Origin of the sequence: Leifsonia naganoensis, from assembly GCF_013410615.1 — a bacterium.
Lineage (GTDB): Bacteria > Actinomycetota > Actinomycetes > Actinomycetales > Microbacteriaceae > Leifsonia > Leifsonia aquatica.
Window position 1 is genome coordinate 2646382 of the sequence record NZ_JACCHJ010000001.1, and the last position, 16968, is coordinate 2663349.

General features: G+C 72.9%; 11 protein-coding genes. 5 read left to right on the forward strand and 6 right to left on the reverse strand.

From position 1 onward, the window contains the following. Window positions 1-10: 10 nt before the first annotated feature. Together HNR14_RS12810 and HNR14_RS12815 are read right to left on the reverse strand one after the other, a co-directional pair. Window positions 11-5665: an IPT/TIG domain-containing protein gene (locus HNR14_RS12810; protein WP_179701374.1), complete on the reverse strand. Its 5655-nt coding sequence runs from the start codon at window positions 5663-5665 to the stop codon at window positions 11-13. A gap of 116 nt (window positions 5666-5781) precedes the next feature. Beyond that, entirely contained in the window at window positions 5782-8301 is a 2520-nt protein-coding gene (locus HNR14_RS12815; RefSeq protein WP_179701375.1) for a helix-turn-helix transcriptional regulator, read from the reverse strand. A gap of 202 nt (window positions 8302-8503) precedes the next feature. Between HNR14_RS12815 and HNR14_RS12820 the strand changes: the two genes are divergently transcribed. The 4 genes from HNR14_RS12820 to HNR14_RS12835 all read left to right on the forward strand — a co-directional run bounded on the left by HNR14_RS12820 (window position 8504) and on the right by HNR14_RS12835 (window position 12870). Then, a complete protein-coding gene (locus HNR14_RS12820; RefSeq protein WP_179701376.1) occupies window positions 8504-9340 on the forward strand; it encodes a siderophore-interacting protein in 837 nt (278 codons plus the stop codon). Window positions 9341-9643: 303 nt separating this feature from the next. Next, entirely contained in the window at window positions 9644-10378 is a 735-nt protein-coding gene (locus HNR14_RS12825; RefSeq protein ID WP_218875037.1) for a cohesin domain-containing protein, read from the forward strand. Continuing rightward, on the forward strand, window positions 10375-12264 hold the full coding sequence (locus tag HNR14_RS12830) for an amidase family protein (RefSeq protein ID WP_246311568.1): 1890 nt from the start codon (window positions 10375-10377) through the stop codon (window positions 12262-12264). Before HNR14_RS12825 ends, HNR14_RS12830 begins: the two co-directional genes overlap by 4 nt. Window positions 12265-12396: 132 nt before the next feature. Continuing rightward, window positions 12397-12870 (forward strand): hypothetical protein, encoded by a 474-nt coding sequence (locus HNR14_RS12835; protein WP_179701377.1) that lies wholly within the window; start codon window positions 12397-12399, stop codon window positions 12868-12870. 10 nt (window positions 12871-12880) lie between these two features. Here the strand turns inward: HNR14_RS12835 and HNR14_RS12840 are convergent, their stop codons facing one another. Further along, entirely contained in the window at window positions 12881-13369 is a 489-nt protein-coding gene (locus HNR14_RS12840; RefSeq protein ID WP_179701378.1) for a DUF805 domain-containing protein, read from the reverse strand. Window positions 13370-13584: 215 nt separating this feature from the next. Between HNR14_RS12840 and HNR14_RS12845 the strand changes: the two genes are divergently transcribed. Continuing rightward, window positions 13585-14154: a ScbR family autoregulator-binding transcription factor gene (locus HNR14_RS12845; protein WP_179701379.1), complete on the forward strand. Its 570-nt coding sequence runs from the start codon at window positions 13585-13587 to the stop codon at window positions 14152-14154. A gap of 27 nt (window positions 14155-14181) precedes the next feature. Here HNR14_RS12845 and HNR14_RS12850 read toward each other — a convergent pair whose 3' ends face one another. From HNR14_RS12850 to HNR14_RS12860, 3 genes are all read right to left on the reverse strand, one after another. Then, entirely contained in the window at window positions 14182-15504 is a 1323-nt protein-coding gene (locus HNR14_RS12850) for an MFS transporter (RefSeq protein WP_179701380.1), read from the reverse strand. Next, entirely contained in the window at window positions 15501-16010 is a 510-nt protein-coding gene (locus HNR14_RS12855) for a MarR family transcriptional regulator (protein WP_218875038.1), read from the reverse strand. Before HNR14_RS12855 ends, HNR14_RS12850 begins: the two co-directional genes overlap by 4 nt. Window positions 16011-16074: 64 nt before the next feature. Then, on the reverse strand, window positions 16075-16950 hold the full coding sequence (locus HNR14_RS12860) for a LysR substrate-binding domain-containing protein (RefSeq protein WP_039923724.1): 876 nt from the start codon (window positions 16948-16950) through the stop codon (window positions 16075-16077). Window positions 16951-16968: the final 18 nt, after the last annotated feature.

Here is a 16968-nt window from a genome sequence, read left to right on the forward strand (position 1 = left end):
AGGCCGGGCGTCAGGCTCGGCGGGTGCGTCGAATCAGGATCAGGGCGCCGCACGCGACCAGCAGGGCCGCGAGACCGCCGAGGAGGGCCGCCCCACCGGAGGTGGAGCCCGTGTCGGCGAGACCGCTGCCGGTGCTCGTCGACCCGGTGGTGCCGGTGCCGGGATCGGCCGGCAGCGGCACGTCGTAGCGGTAGCCGCCGGTGAGCACGCCGTTGCCGCACTCCACCCCGCCGGTGACGGTGACATCCACCGTCCCGGTTCCGGCCGGTGCGACCGCGGTGATGGTCGCGTCGTCGACCACGGTGAACGAGGTCGCCGGGGTGGTGCCGAAGAGCACGCCGGTCGCGCCGGTGAAGCAGCCGCCGGTGATGGTCACCGTCGTGCCGCCGGCCTGCGGCCCGTGCCCCGGATCGACGCCGTCGACGGTGGTGCCCGGGTCGTAGGTGAACGTCGCGGAGGGCGACGGTCCGACCGGGGTGGTCACGACGATCGGCACGGCGCCGGCCGTGTGCGGCGGCGTCGTCAGGGTGATCGTGGTGTCGTTCACGACCGTGAACGGCACGTCAACTCCGTCGACCGTCACGCTCGTGGTGCCGGTGAAGCCGGTGCCGGAGACGGTGACGACCGTGCCGCCGAGGAACGGCCCGTGGTCCGGGTCGAGTCCGCTGATGACGGGCGCGTTCGGCACCGGGTCGAAGGTGAAGTCGCCCGGCTGCGAGTCGCCGTTCGGGTGCTGCACGATCACGTCGACGCCGCCCGGCGTGTGGGCCGGGGTCGTCACCGTGATGGTGGTGTCGTTCACGACGGTGAACCCGGTGCCCGGCGTGCCGCCGAAGGTCGCCCCGGTGGCGCCGGTGAACCCGGTGCCGGTGATGGTGACCGCGGTGCCGCCGGTCTGCGGCCCGTTGGCGGGCGCGACGGAGGTGATCGCCGGGACGGGCAGGAAGGTGAAGTCACCGGGCTGCGAGTCGCCGTTGGGGTGCTGCACGATCACGTCCACGGCTCCGGGCGCGTGCGCCGGGGTCGTCACCGTGATCGTGGTGTCGTTCACCACCGTGAAGGCCGTTCCCGCCGTGCCGCCGAAGGTCGCTCCCGTGGCGCCGGTGAACCCGGTGCCCGTGATGGTGACCGCGGTGCCGCCGGTCTGCGGCCCGCTCGTCGGGGCGAGGGAGGTGATGGCCGGCAGCTGCAGGAAGGTGAAGTCACCCGGTTGCGAGTCGCCGTTGGGGTGCTGCACGATCACGTCTACGGCGCCCGGCACGTGCGCCGGGGTGGTGACGGTGATGGTGGTGTCGTTCACGACGGTGAAGGCCGTCCCCGCGGTGCCGCCGAAGGTGACGCCGGTGGCGCCGGTGAACCCGGTTCCCGTGATGGTGACGGCGGTGCCGCCGGTCTCCGGTCCGCTGGCCGGGGCCACCGAGGTGATCGCCGGGACCGCGTCGAAGGTGAAGTCGCCCGGCTCCGAGGGGCCGGCCGGCGTGGTCACGACGACGTCGACCGCGCCCGGTGCGTGCGCCGGGGTGGTGGCCGTGATCGTGGTGTCGTTCACCACGGTGACGCCCGTCGCGGGCGTCCCGCCGAAGGTGACCCCCGTGGTGCCGGTGAAGCCGGTGCCGGTGATGGTGACGGCGGTGCCGCCGGTCTCCGGTCCGTTGGCCGGCGCGACCCCGGTGATGACGGGCAGGGGCAGGTAGGTGAACGTCGCAGGAGCGGAGTCCCCGACCGGCGCCTGCACGATCACGTCGACCGGTCCCTCCGCGTGGGCGGGGCTGGCGACGGTGATCGTGGTGTCGTTCACCACGCTGAAGCCGACGCCCGGGGTCCCGTCGAAGGTCACGCCGGTCGCTCCGGTGAAGCCGCTGCCGGTGATGGTGACGGGGGTCCCGCCGGTCACCGGCCCGCTGGCCGGGGCGAGCGAGCTGATCGCCGGCAGGGCGACGAAGGTGAACGTGCCCGGTCCGGAGTTCCCGTTGGGGCTCTGCACGACCACGTCCGTCGCGCCCGGCGCGTGCGCCGGGGTGACCACGGTGATGGTGGTGTCGTCCACGACGGCGAAGCCGCTGCCTGCGGTGCCGCTGAAGGTCACTCCCGTGGCCCCGGTGAACCCGGTGCCGGTGATGGTGACGGTCGTGTCGCCGGTCTCGGGCCCGCTGGTCGGGGTGAGGGACAGGATGGCCGCCGCCGGCAGGAACGTGAAGTCACCCGGCTGCGAGTCGCCGTTCGGGTGCTGCACCACCACGTCGACCGCCGCCGGCACGTGCGCCGGAGTGGTGACCGTGATGGTGGTGTCGTTCACGACCGTGAACGCCGTGCCCGCCGTGCCGCCGAACGTGGCTCCTGTGGCCCCGGTGAACCCGGTGCCGGTGATGGTGACGGCGGTGCCTCCCGCAGCCGGCCCGCTGGTCGGGGTCAGGGAGGTGATGGCCGGCAGCTGCAGGAACGTGAAGTCGCCCGGCTGCGAGTCGCCGTTCGGGTGCTGCACGATCACATCGACGGCCCCCGGCGCGTGCGCCGGCGTGGTGACGGTGATGGTGGTGTCGTTCACGACGGTGAACGCGGTGCCCGCGTCTGCGCCGAACGTCACGCCCGTCGCCCCGGTGAACCCGGTGCCCGTGATCGTGACGGCGGTGCCGCCGGTCTCGGGCCCGCTGGCCGGAGCGAGGGAGGTGATGGCCGGGACCTGGAGGAAGGTGAAGTCCCCGGGCTCCGAGTCGCCGTTCGGGTGCTGCACCACGACATCCACGCCGCCGGGCGCGTGCGCCGGGGTGGTGACGGTGATCGTCGTGTCGTTCACCACGGTGAAGCCGGTGCCCGGCGTGCCGCCGAAGGTCACCCCGGTCGCACCGGTGAAGTTCGTCCCGGTGATCGTGACGTCGGTGCCGCCGGTCTCGGGCCCGCTGGTCGGGGCGACCGAGGCGATGGTCGGGATCGGGTCGAACGTGAAGGCGCCGGGGGCCGAGTCGCCGTCGGGGCTCTGGACGACCACCTCCGTCGCGCCCGCTGCGTGCGCAGGCGTCGTGACTGTGATGGTGTTCGGGTCGACGACGGTGAAGGCCGTGCCGGCGGTGCCGTCGAACGTCACGCCGGTCGCGTTCGTGAAGCCGCTGCCGGTGATGGTGACGGGCGTGCCGCCGGTCTCGGGGCCGTGGTCCGGGGCGATGGTTCCGATCGCCGGGGGCCCGACCACCGGGTCGAAGGTGAAGCCTCCCGGTGCCGAGGGGCCGGCCGGAGTCGTCACGATCACGTCGACGGCGCCGGGCGCGTGGCCCGGGCTGGTGACGGTGATCGTCGTGTCGTTCACGACGGTGACGTTCGCACCGGGGGTGCCCCCGAAGGTGACGCCCGTCGCTCCGGTGAAGCCCGAGCCGGTGATGGTGACGGGCGTGCCGCCGGTCTCCGGGCCGTTGCCCGGGTTCACCCCGGTGATGACGGGCAGCGGGAGGTAGGTGAACGTCCCCGGGGCGGAGTCGCCGATCGGGTGCTGGACCACGACGTCCACGGGTCCCTGCGCGTGGGCAGGAGTCGCGACGGTGATGGTGGTGTCGTTCGTCACGCTGAACCCGACGCCGGGCGTCCCGTCGAAGGTCACACCGGTCGCGCCGGTGAAGCCGGTGCCGGTGATGGTGACGGGGGTGCCGCCGGTCACCGGGCCGCTCGGCGGGGTGATCGACGAGATGGCGGGCAGGGCCACGAAGGTGAAGGTGCCGGGGCCGGAGTCCCCGTTGGGGCTCTGGACCACGACGTCCGTCGCTCCGGGCGCGTGCGCCGGGCTGCTGGCCGTGATGGTGGTGTCGTTCACGACCGTGACGCCGGTGGCGGGAGTGCCGCCGAACGTCACGCCCGTCGCGCCGGTGAACCCGGTGCCCGTGATCGTGACGGCGGTGCCGCCGGTCTCCGGACCGCTGGTCGGGGTGAGGGAGCCGATGGTGGGTGCAGCCAGGAAGGTGAAGGTGCCGGGACCCGAGTCGCCGTTCGGCCCCTGGACGACGACGTTCGTCGCGCCGGGCGCGTGCGCCGGGCTGGTCACCGTGATGGTGGTGTCGTTCACCACCGTGAAGCCGGTGCCGGGTGTGCCGCCGAACGTGACACCCGTGGTCCCGGTGAAGCCGCTGCCGGTGATGGTGACGGGTGTCCCGCCGGTCGCCGGTCCGCTGGTCGGGGTGAGCGAGCCGATGACCGGCGGGACGGCGAGTGCGTTCGGCCCGACGGTCGCGTTCGCGACGTTGAGCGTCAGCGCCTGGGTGCCGGGGAGCACGGAGGCGCGCAGCGCGGTCTCGGTGAAGACGCCGCCGGTGGTGGACTGGTTGTTGGCGGTCAGCGAGACGACGCCGTTGAGCACGGGCGCGATCGCCGGGACGAGCGTGGCCGTCACGGGGGCGAGCACCGAGGTGCCGAGCGTGGTGATCGCGGTGCCGATGCCGCCCAGCGGGCCGAGCACCGCGCTGAGGACGGTGCTGAGCGGCAGGCCGATGGCGATGCCGAGCACGCTGATGCCGCTGGTGTTGCCGGCCAGGAGCTGACCGACCGACTCGTTGACGTTGATGACCGGGAGGCCGAGCGCCGTCACCTGCGCGGTGACCGTGAGAGCGTTCGTCGTGTTCGTGAGCACCGTCTGCACGCGCGAGACCAGCGAACCCAGCAGACCGGTGACGCTGGTCTCGATGCCGGTGAGCGTCGCGGCGCTGAGCAGGTTGGTGTTCGGCGCCAATCCCTCGAGCGTGGTGATCGCGCCCAGGTCGACGGAGATGTCGCCCGTTCCGAGGTCGATGCTCACACCCGGGTAGGCCGGGTCGGTGAGTGCGCCCGTCAGCAGCGGCGCGACCGCGGCCTGCAGGTTCGACGCCGTCACGGACGCGGACGTGTTGAGCACGGGGCCGAGGTTGATCAGGTTCAGGGCCTGCGCGAGCGTGCCGCCCGGTCCGGCGAGGCCGTTGACGACCGTCTGCACGTTCCCGACCTGGGTGTTGATCGCTGAGGTGAGCCCCGCGACCGTCGCGCTGTGGAAGGTGAGGCCCGTCCCGGCGAGCGAGTACGAGCCGGTCGGTGCACCGGGAGCGGTCTGAGCGGCCCGGGCGCCGGTGACGCCGATCGAGAGGTCGAGCTGCGCCAGCTCGTTCAGGGTGGCCGTCGGCAGCCCGAGGGAGGAGACCGCCTGCGCGAGGTTGACGTGCAGCGGTCCGGGGGCGATCCCGGGCTTGGGGGTGATGCCGGTGCCGATGTCGCCGCTCGCCGAGGTCAGGCCGGAGGCGCCGACCGAGGTGCCGGTCTGCAACGCCGACGCGTACTGGGAGACGACTCCCGCGCCGCCGAGGTTCAGCGGGATCTGGATGCCGCCGGGCGCCGCGATGTTCACGACGCCGAGCACGCTGACGTCGAGGTTGTTCGCGTTCGTCTGGTCTGCCGTCCCGTTGCTGGCGGCCGCCTCGCCGCCGAGCGAAGCCACGAGTCCCGCGTTCAGCCCGATGAGCGTGCCGCTGAGGTACTGCCCGGTCGCGTTCGAGGTGTCCCCGGGGGCGGCCTGGGCCGGGATGGCCCACAGCCCGGCACCCGCGAGCGTCAGCGCGACGGCGGCGCCGGCTGCGGTGGTGCCGAGCAGCCTGCGGCCTCCCCTCCTCCTCTCGCGCGCTCTGCGTGCTCCATTGCCGACATCGAGACGTGTTACCACGGTGCTTACCCCCAGCGAGATTGAGAGACCTTTCACGGACTCTCGCGGGCGGGAGCCGGTCTCTCAATCGCCCGGAGCGGGTGATCTCGGGGTACAGATCGGGGTGACGCCGCGCCTCAGAGCAGGCCGAGGGCGCGCGCGTTGTCGACCGCCTGAGCGCGGTCGCGGGCGTCGAGCTTGGCGTAGATGGAGCGCAGGTGGGTCTTCACCGTGTTGGCGCTCACGCTGTGCTTCGCGGCGATCTGGCCGATGCTCTGGTGCAGGGGGAGCTCCCTCAGCAGCTCGCGCTCCTTCGCCGTCAGCATCGGCGAGTTCTCGGGGCCGTCGACGCGGCCGTCGAGGGCACCGGCGGCGGCGAGGACCGACCGGGCGAACTCCTCGCACTCGCCGAAGCCGCCCAGCCGATCGGAGACGAGCCGGGCGAAGGTTCCGCCCCGGGCCAGGAAGGGACGGCGGGTGCCGGTGCGCTCGGCGGCGCTCAGCGCCTCCATCAGCCGCGCCTGCACGAGGTCCTCGCGGCCGCGCTCGGCGGCGTGCGCGGCCAGCAGCAGCCAGCCGAAGACGATGTTGCTGCCGTGCCAGGCCGGCGCACCGGTGCGCAGCAGGAGCTCGAGGGTCGCGTCGTCCGCGTCCTGCGTGACCGTGCCCTCGCGGACGATGCAGCCGCCGAGCGCCGCCTCCAGCGACCGCGCGCCCAGCATCTGCTCCAGCTCGTCCACCAGCCCGCGGACCGCCGCACGCCCGCGGTAGTGCATGGTGAGGTCGAGGAAGCGGAAGGCGCCGATCGCGATGGTGCGCGGATTGCGCCGCATGGAGACGGAGAAGAGGTGCTCCATCTCTTCGAAGATCGTGCGCGTGTCCTCCTCCTCGTCGAGCCGGAAGAGCAGGTGCAGGGCGCGCGGGGCGACGACGTCGCCCGTGTCGAGTCCCCGCCACCGTGCCTGCACGATGTCGGCGACATGCGCCGACCGGAACGGTTCGCACGACTCGTAGGCGGCAGAGGCGGCGCGCAGCAGGGCGCTCGCCGCGACGATGCTGTCGGTCCGCGGCTCGGCTCCGGCCAGCCCGGCGATCCGGCGCTCGAAGAGATGGACCATCGGCCAGGAGCGATGGGAGGCGGCGGCTCCCGCGGCGAGCTCGAGGCAGAGCATCTGCAGCCAGGGCAGACCGGTCTCCTCCGCGCTGGCCGCCGCCGCCTCGGCGACCGCGAGCGCGTCGGCGGGGCGGCCCGACCGCAGGAGCAGCGAGGCCCGCGCCGCCTCGGCGAAGATGCGGGCATCGAGCACCGCCAGGGCGCCGCCCTCCCCGGCCGGCCGGCGCAGCGAGAGCCGGACGGCGTTCTCGATGCGGGTGAGGGCGCGGTCGCGCGCCTCTTGTCCCTCACCGTCGGCGCGGAGCCCGAGGATGCTCGCCAGCACGAGCTCGGACTCCGGGGAGCGTGCGGCCTCGTCCTCCGCGAGGGCCAGGAAGTGGTCGGTCCTCACTGAGTCGAACCGGGTGGGAGAGGTGACGAGTGCGGCGAGCAGGCCGGTCGTCCCGGACATCACGCCGCGGTCCTCGAGCGCGGCGAGCGCGTCGCGGACGGGCGCGGTGTCGCCGGAGAAGACCATCCCGAGTCCGTGCCGGCGCAGGATCTCCTCGACCAGATCGGTCGAGCGCGAGGCGACGGCCAGTGCGAGACCGTCGTGCACGTCGCCCCCCGCGAGGTACCAGCGCGCCGCCGTGCGACGCAGGTCGTCGAGGCGGCGGGCATCCCGCCGCGACAGCTCGGTGAGGAGGGTGCGGCGGAGGGACTCGTCGAATCGGTATTCGCATCCCTCCTCGCCGCCGTCGATGCGCTGCAGCAGATGGTTGCCGTCCCGCAGGCGCTCGACGGTCGTGCCCGCGTCGGGGCAGCCCGTGAGCTCCGCGGCGAGGCCGACACTGAACGACGGGACCGCGGAGAGGGCGAGGAGCAGCTCGGCCTCGGCCGGGTCGAGTGTGCCGAGCAGTGCGCCGACGAAGTACTCGTCTGCGCCCGCTGGGGAGTGGGCGAGCCGGTGGATCGCCTCGCGCGGGTCGGCCATGCGGGCGAGCGCCGCGACGGCCAGCGTCAGGGTCATGGCTCGGCCGCCCGTGCGATCGAGGAGCTCGAAGACGTCCTGGGGAGGCAGGAGCACGCCGGCGCCGCGCAGCAGCTCGTCGGCCTCCCGCTGGCCGAAGGCGAGGTCGGCGACCCCGACCATGATGAGCGGGCGCTCGGGGGACAGGGCGTCGAGCGCGAGCGGCTGGGTGCGCCCGCTGAGCACGATCGCGCTGCCCGCCGCCGCGACGGCCTCCTGGAGCAGTTCGCGATCGCTGTGGCTGTTGATCCGTTCGATGCCGTCGATCACGGTTGTCGCGCGGCCGGTCTGACCGCAGAGGGCGCTGATGCGGTCGCGCCAGTCGCGGTCGCCCACACCGCCTGCTCGCGGCGGGCCGTCGACCTCGACGAGGATGCGGTCGGCCGGTTCGAGGTCGCACCAGGCGCGCAGCAACGAGGTCTTGCCGGTGCCGCCGGAGGCGACGATGGAGACGACCGCGGCGCGACCCTCGCCCTCGTCGAGAACCCGCCGGAGCCCCCGGCGGTCCACCACGGCCGTGCCGCTAGGCGTCATCGCATGTCCCGAATCCGATCATCCGCATCCCCCGACGAAGAACGCCGTGCAAATAGACCACGTGCTATGGATGCTAAGCGCGCTAAACGGATCGGTCTATCACCCCCTCCGGGTGATACGACGAGTACACCCTAAGTTGTATTAGGTTAGCCTTACCTAAATATGCATGCTTTCCCGTGACCCGTCTTGGAGGGACAGAACCATGGCTCGCACCAATATGCAGTCCACCCGCGTCAAGCCCGAGCGCTCGGAGTTGCTGGTGCTGCACGTGCTCCGGCGCGAGCGGATCTCGAGCGGCTTCGTCCGGATCACCCTCGGGGGAGGAGACATCGACGGCTTCGTCCCGCTCGGCGCCGACCAGTGGTTCCGGTTGTTCCTCCCGGTCGGCGGCGAGGAGGGGGCCCTCAGCCGTCTTCCAGCGAAGCTCGACACCCTCGCTTTCGCGCGCTACCTGACCATGTCGAAGACGGTGCGGCCGGTGTTGCGCAACTACTCGGTCCGCGCCTATCGACCTGACGGCGCCGACGGTCCCGAGCTCGACGTCGACTTCGTGCTCCACGGGTCGGCCGCGGATGGTACGAGCGGCCCCGCCGCCGCCTGGGCCGAGACCTGCGCGGCGGGAGATGCCGTCGCGATGATCGACGAAGGCATCTCGTTCACTCCGCCGACCGGCGTCGACCGCGTCCGTCTGGTCGCGGACGAGACCGGGGTGCCGGCCGCCGCGAACATCCTCGCCACCCTCGACGTGGGCGTCCAGGGCGTCGCCGTCCTGGAGATCCCGCACGCCGACGACGCCCAGGAGCTGGTGACGCCGCCCGGCGTGGAGGTCGAGTGGGTCGTCCGCACGGACCCGCACGCCGTCCCCGGTGTCGCCGCGGGCACCCGCGCACGCCTCCTCCCGTCGACCGGCGAGCGCTTCTACGGCTGGGCCGTCGGCGAGTCCGCCCTCCCGATCGCGATGCGCCGGCACTGGATCGCCGCGGGCGTCGCGAAGGGCGACATCCTCTTCTGCGGCTACTGGAAGGCGGGGCGCCGGTAGGCAGCCCCGACATTTGGTCCAAATGTCGGGTATCGCCGCCGCTTTCGCGACATTTGGGCCAAATCTCGCGCGGTCTCGTCCTGTGTAACGTCTCAGAAACACGATCGCGCGCTGCCGGAAACAGCGGTTCCGTAACGTCGGCCGTGTCGATGGCGCCGCTTCCTCAGCCGCTGGCCCACCCCCGGAGCCGGCCCTGGACCGTTCGCAGGTCGTGCTCCCCGGCGCCTCGAGTCTCCCCTTCCTCCCCGCTGACAGCGGTCTCCTCGGCGTCCCCTTTCGCCCCCAGAGGAAGGCTCCACCCGAATGCATCAGAATCCCAGGCGACTCGTGCGCCTCCTCGCCGTCGCCACGGCCGCGCTCGCGGGCCTCGGGCTCGCGGTCGGCGCTGCGGCGCCCGCCGTCGCCGCCCCGGCCGTCGCGAGCGTCACCGTCTCGGCACCGGCCACCGCGACCGCCGGCGACACGTTCGACGTGACCGTGACGCTGACCGGAGCGACCGACGTGTACGGCTACGAGTCCGTGCTCGCCTTCGACGGGGCGGTCGTCTCCTACGTGGACGGGAGCGCCGTCGTCACCGCGGGCGGCTTCGACTCGGTCCGCACGGGATCCGGCTCCGTCGACGTCGTCTACACGCGCCTCGGCACGTCCCCCGCGCTGTCGGGCGACATCACCTACACGCTGACGTTCGCCGCGACGGCGGAGGGCTCGACGGCGTTCTCGGTGCGCTCGCTCTCGCTGGTCGACTCCGCCGCCGCGGTGACGGCCTCCACCGACGCGGCGACCAGCCCGGCCGTCGCGATCGCACCCGCCGCGGTGACCTCGCCGACCCCCACTCCGACGCCCACCCCGTCGACCGGCGTGGCCGGATCGGGCGGGGCCGGCACGGGAGGCTCCTCCGCCTCGACCGCGGCCGACGACCTCGCCTCCACCGGCTCCAACGCCGTGCCGTACGTGATCGCCGCCCTGGTGCTGCTCGTCGTGGGCGCCGCCGCCGTGCTGTTCACCGTCCGCCGCCGCCGGGCAGGAGACGCCCGATGACCGCCCGCCGATCGACCCCGAGGAGCACGACCGCCATGCACACCCGCACGAAGAGCCGCCGCGCCGCGACCGCCACGGGCGTCGTCGCCGCCCTGGCCGCGCTCGTCGCGACCGGAGCGGTCGTCGCTCCCGCCGCCTCCGCCGCGCAGGCCGCCGCCGCACCCACGGCCGCCTTCCTCGCGCCGTACTACACCGCGCACGACCTGACCGGCGACAAGCAGGTCACCACCGCCGACCTGGACGCGCTGACCACGCACCTCGGCGAGACGTCCGCGTCGGCGGGCTGGTCCGCCGCGGCCGATGTGGACGGCGACGGCACCATCACCGTGAAGGACCTCGTCGGCCTCTCGCAGCGCATGATCTACGACGACGGTCCCTTCCAGCTGGTGGAGGCCTCCGCCCTCGACATGCAGGCCGCGATGAACGCCGGCGTCACCACCTCGGTGAGGATCACGCAGGAGTACCTCGACCGCATCGCCGCCCTCGACCGCACCGTCGTCGACACCGGCACCGGCGGCCGCGCGCTCAACTCGATCATCTCGAAGAACCCGCAGGCGCTGACGATCGCCGCCCAGGCCGACGCCACCCGCGCGCAGAAGGGGATGACGAGCATGCTCCTCGGCGTCCCGATCGCGGTGAAGGACAACTACGACACCGTCGACATGCCCACCACCGGCGGCTGCGGCTGCTGGGACGGCAACCAGACCAGCGACGACGCCACGATGGTGAAGGGGCTCCGCGCGGCGGGCGCCGTCATCCTCGCGAAGGCCAGCCTGGACGAGTTCGCGTACGGCTTCGTGTCCGAGTTCTCCTCGTTCCAGGACCCGGGCAAGAGCCTCCTGGTCGCCAGCCCGCTCAACACCAGCAAGACGGCCGGCGGCTCGAGCGGAGGAACGGGTGCGGCCATCGCCGCGAACCTGGCGGCCATCGGCTTCGGCACCGACACGGGAGGCTCGATCCGCGTCCCGTCGACGTACAACTCGCTCGTCGGCATCCGCCCGACCGTCGGCCTGACCAGCCGCGACGGCATCATCCCGCTCGCGCTCAGCCAGGACACCGGCGGCCCGATCGCCCGCAGCGTCACCGACGCGGCCGTCGCCCTCGACGCCGTGACCGGAGTGGATGCGGCCGACCCGATCACCGCGGAGCAGTCCGGCAAGGTGCCGACCTCCTACACCGCGGCGCTCGACCCGGAGGCCCTGAAGGGCAAGCGGATCGGCATCGTCACCTCGATGCTGGGCACCAACGCGACGGTCACACGCCTGTGGGCCGCTGCGAAGGCCACCCTGCAGGCTCAGGGTGCGACGGTCGTCGAGCTGAGCACGGTCCCGACCGCGTTCACGGCGACCCTCAACGAGGGCAGCGGTAGCACGAACGAGTTCAAGCACGACCTGGACGTCTACATCCAGAACCACCTCGCGCCGGCCGTGACCGCCCGCTCCATCGCCGACATCCTGGCCACCGGCCGCAACGTCACCTCCCGCAACAGCATCTACACCTCGCGGAACAACGTGACCGACGCCCAGTACCAGGCGTGGGCGGGTCCGACCGGGACGCACACCACGGCCATCGCGACGGGGAACGCCACCGTCACGCAGCTGATGAACGACAACCAGCTCGACTCGCTGGTCTACCCGAGCGGTTCGCCCTACAACACCATCGGCACCAACATGCGCCTCAGCCCGAACACCGGGATGCCGGCCATCACCGTCCCGATGGGGCAGGCCATCGCCTCCGACGGCACCAACCCGGTCGTCGGCGCCAACGTCAACCTCGAGTTCCTCGGGCGCGACTACGACGAGAGCGGCATCATCGGGCTGGCGTACGCCTTCGAGCAGGCGACCCACGCCCGCGCGACCGCGTCGCTGTACGGCCCCCTGAAGTAGCGGCACCCCCCGCGACATTTGGCCCAAATGTCGGGAATCGCTCACGCTTTCCCGACATTTGGGCCGAATCGCGTGCTGTGGAATCGACGAGGCGCGCGTAGCGTTCCCCGTGAGAGACAGCAGGAGGCGACGATGGGCAGCACGACCACCGAGCGCGGCGCGTTCTACGACGGCGTCGCGGCGGAGTTCCGGCAGCACTACGCGCGCGGGCCGCGGTTCGTCGCGGTCACGGGCGTCCCGGAGGCGGATGCCGCGGGAGCGGCGGATGCGCTCGCGGACGCGCTGCGCGCCGCGGGGGAGACCGTCGAGCGCGCGAGCGCCGCGGACGGCACCGATGCGGACGCGTTCCGGGCCGAGGTCGTCGCACCCTTCCGGCAGCGGGAGGGTGTCCTCGTCGTCGACGGGCCCGCCCTGCTCACGCCCGCCTTCCGCGGGTTCTGGAACTTCTCGCTCTGGGTCGAGCACGACCCGGAGCGCAGCCCGGACTGGTCGTTCGTGGCCACCGGGCGCAAGGATCCGCTCGGGGCGCCGCGCGAGGTCGCATCCGTCCTGCTGGACGACGCCGACCCCGCGCGGCCACGGCGGCTCTTCGCCGACTCCTGCTGACGCGGAGCGGCTACGGGCGCGGACGGTCGAAGCGCGCACCCTCGGGCTTCGAGGGCAGCAGCGTGAAGACGAGCACCACGATGCTGCCGAACGGGATGAACGTCAGGAAGAAGAACGGACCGGCGAGGTTCGCGTCGTGCAGTCGGCGCCAGATCAGGGCCAGGTGCGGGATGATCGTGCCGAGGAACCAGACGGCGATGAGGATCCCGGCGACCGCGAAGAGCGGACCCGGCGTCGTGGTCCCGTCGGCGTTGGTGGTCGCGCCCGCGTAGCCGAGCGCGAGGCCGAGCCCTTCGAGGACGACGCCGACGATGAACACGAACAGCACCCACCACCAGTACTCGCTGCGGCTCGCGCGACCGGTGAAGTCGGCGTACTTCGTGAAGGAGCGCTTGATGGCGGCGCCGAACGACGCTCCGTAGAGCGGCGCCCAGAGGGGCACGGCCTGTCCGGCCGCCGGGGCGGGAGGTGCGGGAGGTGCGGGCTGTTCGTAGCTCATGACGGTTTCCTCTCAGTGGGCAGCGCTCAGGAGGATGTCGGCATCCCCCGCCGCGCGCCCGGCGGGTCGGTGCCGGGCGCGCATAGTCAACCGCATTCCGGGCCCGGGAAGCGGGATGTGTGACGCGGCGTGTCCGGCGCGGCCCCCTGTCCCGGGCGGTACAGTTGCCGCCGGGGGGACGCTGCACGTCTCATCGACCGGAGGACCCCCGCCTCATGCCACGACAGGAACGCGCCGAGCGCAGCCGTGCCGAGATCCTCGATGCCGCTGCCGACGAGTTCGACGCCCACGGATACGCCGGTGCCCGGCTCGATCGCATCATCGAGCGCACCCAGCTGACCAAGGGCGCCGTCTACTTCCACTTCCGCTCCAAGCACGATCTCGCCGAGGCGCTCGTCGCCGAGAAGTACGGCAATTGGCCCGCCGTCGCCCAGGAGGTCGAGGAGGCCGGGCTCACCGGTGTCGCCGCCGCGCGCGAGCTGAGCCGCCGCGTGGCCGTGGTGTTCGCGACCGACGCGCACGTGCGTGCGGCCATGAAGCTCACCCAGACGATCCTGCCGCCGGCTCTCGAGGACGATCCGTACGTCCGCTGGGTGGCGCTGATCGGCCGATACCTCGACGAGGCCGTGCGGGCAGGCGAGTTGCCGCCCGGGTCGGACCCGGAGGCCCTCGCGACCGTCGCGGTGCAGGCCTTCTTCGGCGCCTACATGATCGCGGACGAGCGCGGGCGCTTGGACGGCCTGGTGGAGGACGCGTCCCGTCTCTGGGACGTCATCGCCGGCTGAGGTGCGACCGCCTCCCGATGCGCCGCGTCAGGTGCCCGCTCCGGGGAGCAGACCCGCTTCCCGGTCGACCTCGGTCAGATCCGGCTGGACACGCACGTCCGGCATCCGGTAGGTGCGCAGCGGCCGGTTGACGGCGCCGACGACGAGCACGGCCGCGGTCGCGGTGAGGCCGCCGATGGCGAGGGCGATCGGGGCGCCCACCAGTCCGCCGAGCACGCCGCCGCGGAAGTTGCCGATCTGCGGGCACGCGACGCCGATCACGTGCTCCACCGCGGAGACCCGCCCCCGGAACCCGTCCGGCGTCTCCAACTGCACCAGCGCTCCGCGGGTGACGACGGAGACGGTGTCGGCCGCGCCGGCCACGGCCAGGCAGGCGAGCGCGAGCCAGAGCGGCCCGGCGAGCCCGAAGCCGGCGAGGGCGACGCCCCACACCGAGGCGGCGACGAGCTGCAGCATCCCGGACCTCCGCGCGCGCGTCACCGTGCCGGAGAGCGCGCCGGCGACGATGCCGCCGACCGCGATCGCGGAGAGGAAGAGCCCGAGGGTGCGCGGGTCGCCGCCGAAGCGCTCCTCGTTCACCAGCGGGAAGAGGGCGATCGGCATGGCGAGCACGGTCGCCGCGAGGTCGACCGCGAAGGCTCCCCAGAGGGTCGGCCGGCGGAGGATGTGCATCCAGGCGCCGCGCTCGGCGGCGGGACGCAGGCGTGCGGTCGCTGGCCCGGCTGCTCGTGCGTCCGCCGGTGCGCTCTGCGGCGGGATCGCAGGGAGGGCGAGCAGGCACAGCAACGAGAAGCCGATCGCGATCGCCTCCGCCGAGTACGCCACCGGGAGCGACCACGCGACGAGCAGGCCGCCCAGCGCAGGACCGGCGAGCATCGACCCCTGGAAGGCCAGGTTCTGCAGCGCGAGCCCGGCCGCGACCTCGCCGGCGGGGAGCAGGCGCGGCGGGAGGGTGCGGCGAGCCGGTGCGCCGAACGCGGCGGCGGCCGACTGCACTGCGATCAGGGCGAGCAGGAGGGGCACGGAGTCGAGCCCGAGCGCGGCCTGCGCCGTCAGCGCGAGGGCGGCGACGGCCTGGCCGGCCGTGCTGAGCCGCACGATGGAGCGGCGGTCGAACCGGTCGGCGAGGCTGCCGCCCAGCGGGCCGAAGGCGAGCATCGCGACGCCGCTCGCGAGGCCGAGCGTGCCGGTCCACACCGGGCTCTTCGTCAGGTCCCACACCTGGGCGAGGGCGGCGACCGAGGCGATCTGACCCCCGAACCCGGCGAGGGAGGTGCCGGCCCAGAGTGCGAGGAACGCCGGGCTCGATCGCAGCGGACGCAGGTCGGTGACGTGGGAGCGCAGGCTCACGCGCGCACCGGCGGGTCCGGCTCGACGAGGTGGGCGTCCAGGCGCTCGGACATCGGCCGCGCGTCGACGGCGCGCTGCAGTTCCGCGACGACGGAGGAGAGGGGCACGGCGGTCTCGTCGTCGAGCTCCGCGATGGCGGCGTCGGTGGCGCGCCACTCCGCCTCCAGCAGCGGGACGATCTCGCGGCCGCGGTCGGTGAGGCTGATGACGCGCGTGCGCGCGTCGGGGCCGGGCTCGGTCGTCACGAAGCCGGCCTGGCGCATCCCGGCGACCGTCTGACTCACGGCGGAGTGGGTTCGCTCGAGGGAGGCGGCCAGCTCGCGGATCGTCAGCGGTCCCTCGTGGGCGAGGCGCATCATCGGCCGGGCGAAGCGGGAGCGCATCCCGGTCACGCCGCGGCGGGCGTAGAGGCCGTCGATGTCGTCGTCGAGCCGGCGGAGCAGGGCGAACAGCGCATCCCAGCGCGCGGGGAGGCGCGTCGGGTCGTCGGAGGATGAATTCGTCACAGTGCTGTTATAACAGCGCTGTTGCATTTAAGCAAAGAGCGATCGTGGCCTCCCGGCGCGGCGATCACTCCAGCGGGCCGAGCTCCTCGCGCACGAAACGCGCGAACTGTGCCGCCGCCGCCGACTCCGACCGCGTGCGGTTGCGGGCGAGCCCGATGACGCGGGTCGCCTCGTCGGTCAGCGGCACGGCCACGAGCCCGGGCTCCGCCGGGGTGTCCGGGATGAGCGCCACGCCGACCCCGTCGCGCACGAGGGCTCGCAACGTCGCCAGCTCGGTCACCTCGATCACCGGCGCCATGACGACGCCGTGGGCGGAGAAGTACGCGTCCGCGATGTGGCGCAAGCCGGAGCCCGGCCGCAGTGAGACGAGCTCGTAGGGGGCGAGGTCGTCCACGGTCACGTGCTCGCGCTCGGCGAGGGGATGCCCGAGCGGCACGCCCAGCACCAGGCGCTCGGCCGTGAGCGGGTGCCAGTCGATCTCGGGGTCGCGCGGATCGGGGCTGAGGAACGCGACGTCGGCCGATCCCTCCCGCAGCGCGTCGAGCACGGTGTCGGCGGTGCCGCCGCGCAGCACGAACCGGATGTCGGGGAACAGTGCCCGATACTCGCTCACGACGCGGGGGATGAGCCAGCCGCCGAACGACGAGACGTACGCGATCGACACGATCCCCGCCGCCGGGTCGCGCAGGGCGGCGATGCGGGCGCGGGCGTTCTCGAGCTCCATCTCGGCCCGCGCCGCGTGCGCCAGCAGGATCTCGCCGTACTGGTTGAGCTCCAGGTGCCCGCGGCGGCGGTCGAGCAGCTCGACGCCGGCCTCGGCCTCCAGCCGCGCCAGCGAGCGCGAGAGGGTCGACTGCGAGACGCCGAGGGACTGCGCCGCGAGCGCCAAGTGTCCTTCGGCGGCCAGCGCCCGGAAGTGGGCGATCTCGTCGATCCGCATGTGACCCATCATGACGTA

Excerpts from the sequence above, each read along its gene's own strand:
- HNR14_RS12825 (WP_218875037.1), top strand. The coding sequence starts at position 9,644 with ATGCATCAGAATCCCAGGCGACTCGTGCGCCTCCTCGCCGTCGCCACG.
- HNR14_RS12840 (WP_179701378.1), bottom strand. The coding sequence starts at position 13,369 with ATGAGCTACGAACAGCCCGCACCTCCCGCACCTCCCGCCCCGGCGGCC.
- HNR14_RS12845 (WP_179701379.1), top strand. The coding sequence starts at position 13,585 with ATGCCACGACAGGAACGCGCCGAGCGCAGCCGTGCCGAGATCCTCGAT.
- HNR14_RS12820 (WP_179701376.1), top strand. The coding sequence starts at position 8,504 with ATGGCTCGCACCAATATGCAGTCCACCCGCGTCAAGCCCGAGCGCTCG.
- HNR14_RS12860 (WP_039923724.1), bottom strand. The coding sequence starts at position 16,950 with ATGCGGATCGACGAGATCGCCCACTTCCGGGCGCTGGCCGCCGAAGGA.
- HNR14_RS12815 (WP_179701375.1), bottom strand. The coding sequence starts at position 8,301 with ATGACGCCTAGCGGCACGGCCGTGGTGGACCGCCGGGGGCTCCGGCGG.
- HNR14_RS12830 (WP_246311568.1), top strand. The coding sequence starts at position 10,375 with ATGACCGCCCGCCGATCGACCCCGAGGAGCACGACCGCCATGCACACC.
- HNR14_RS12835 (WP_179701377.1), top strand. The coding sequence starts at position 12,397 with ATGGGCAGCACGACCACCGAGCGCGGCGCGTTCTACGACGGCGTCGCG.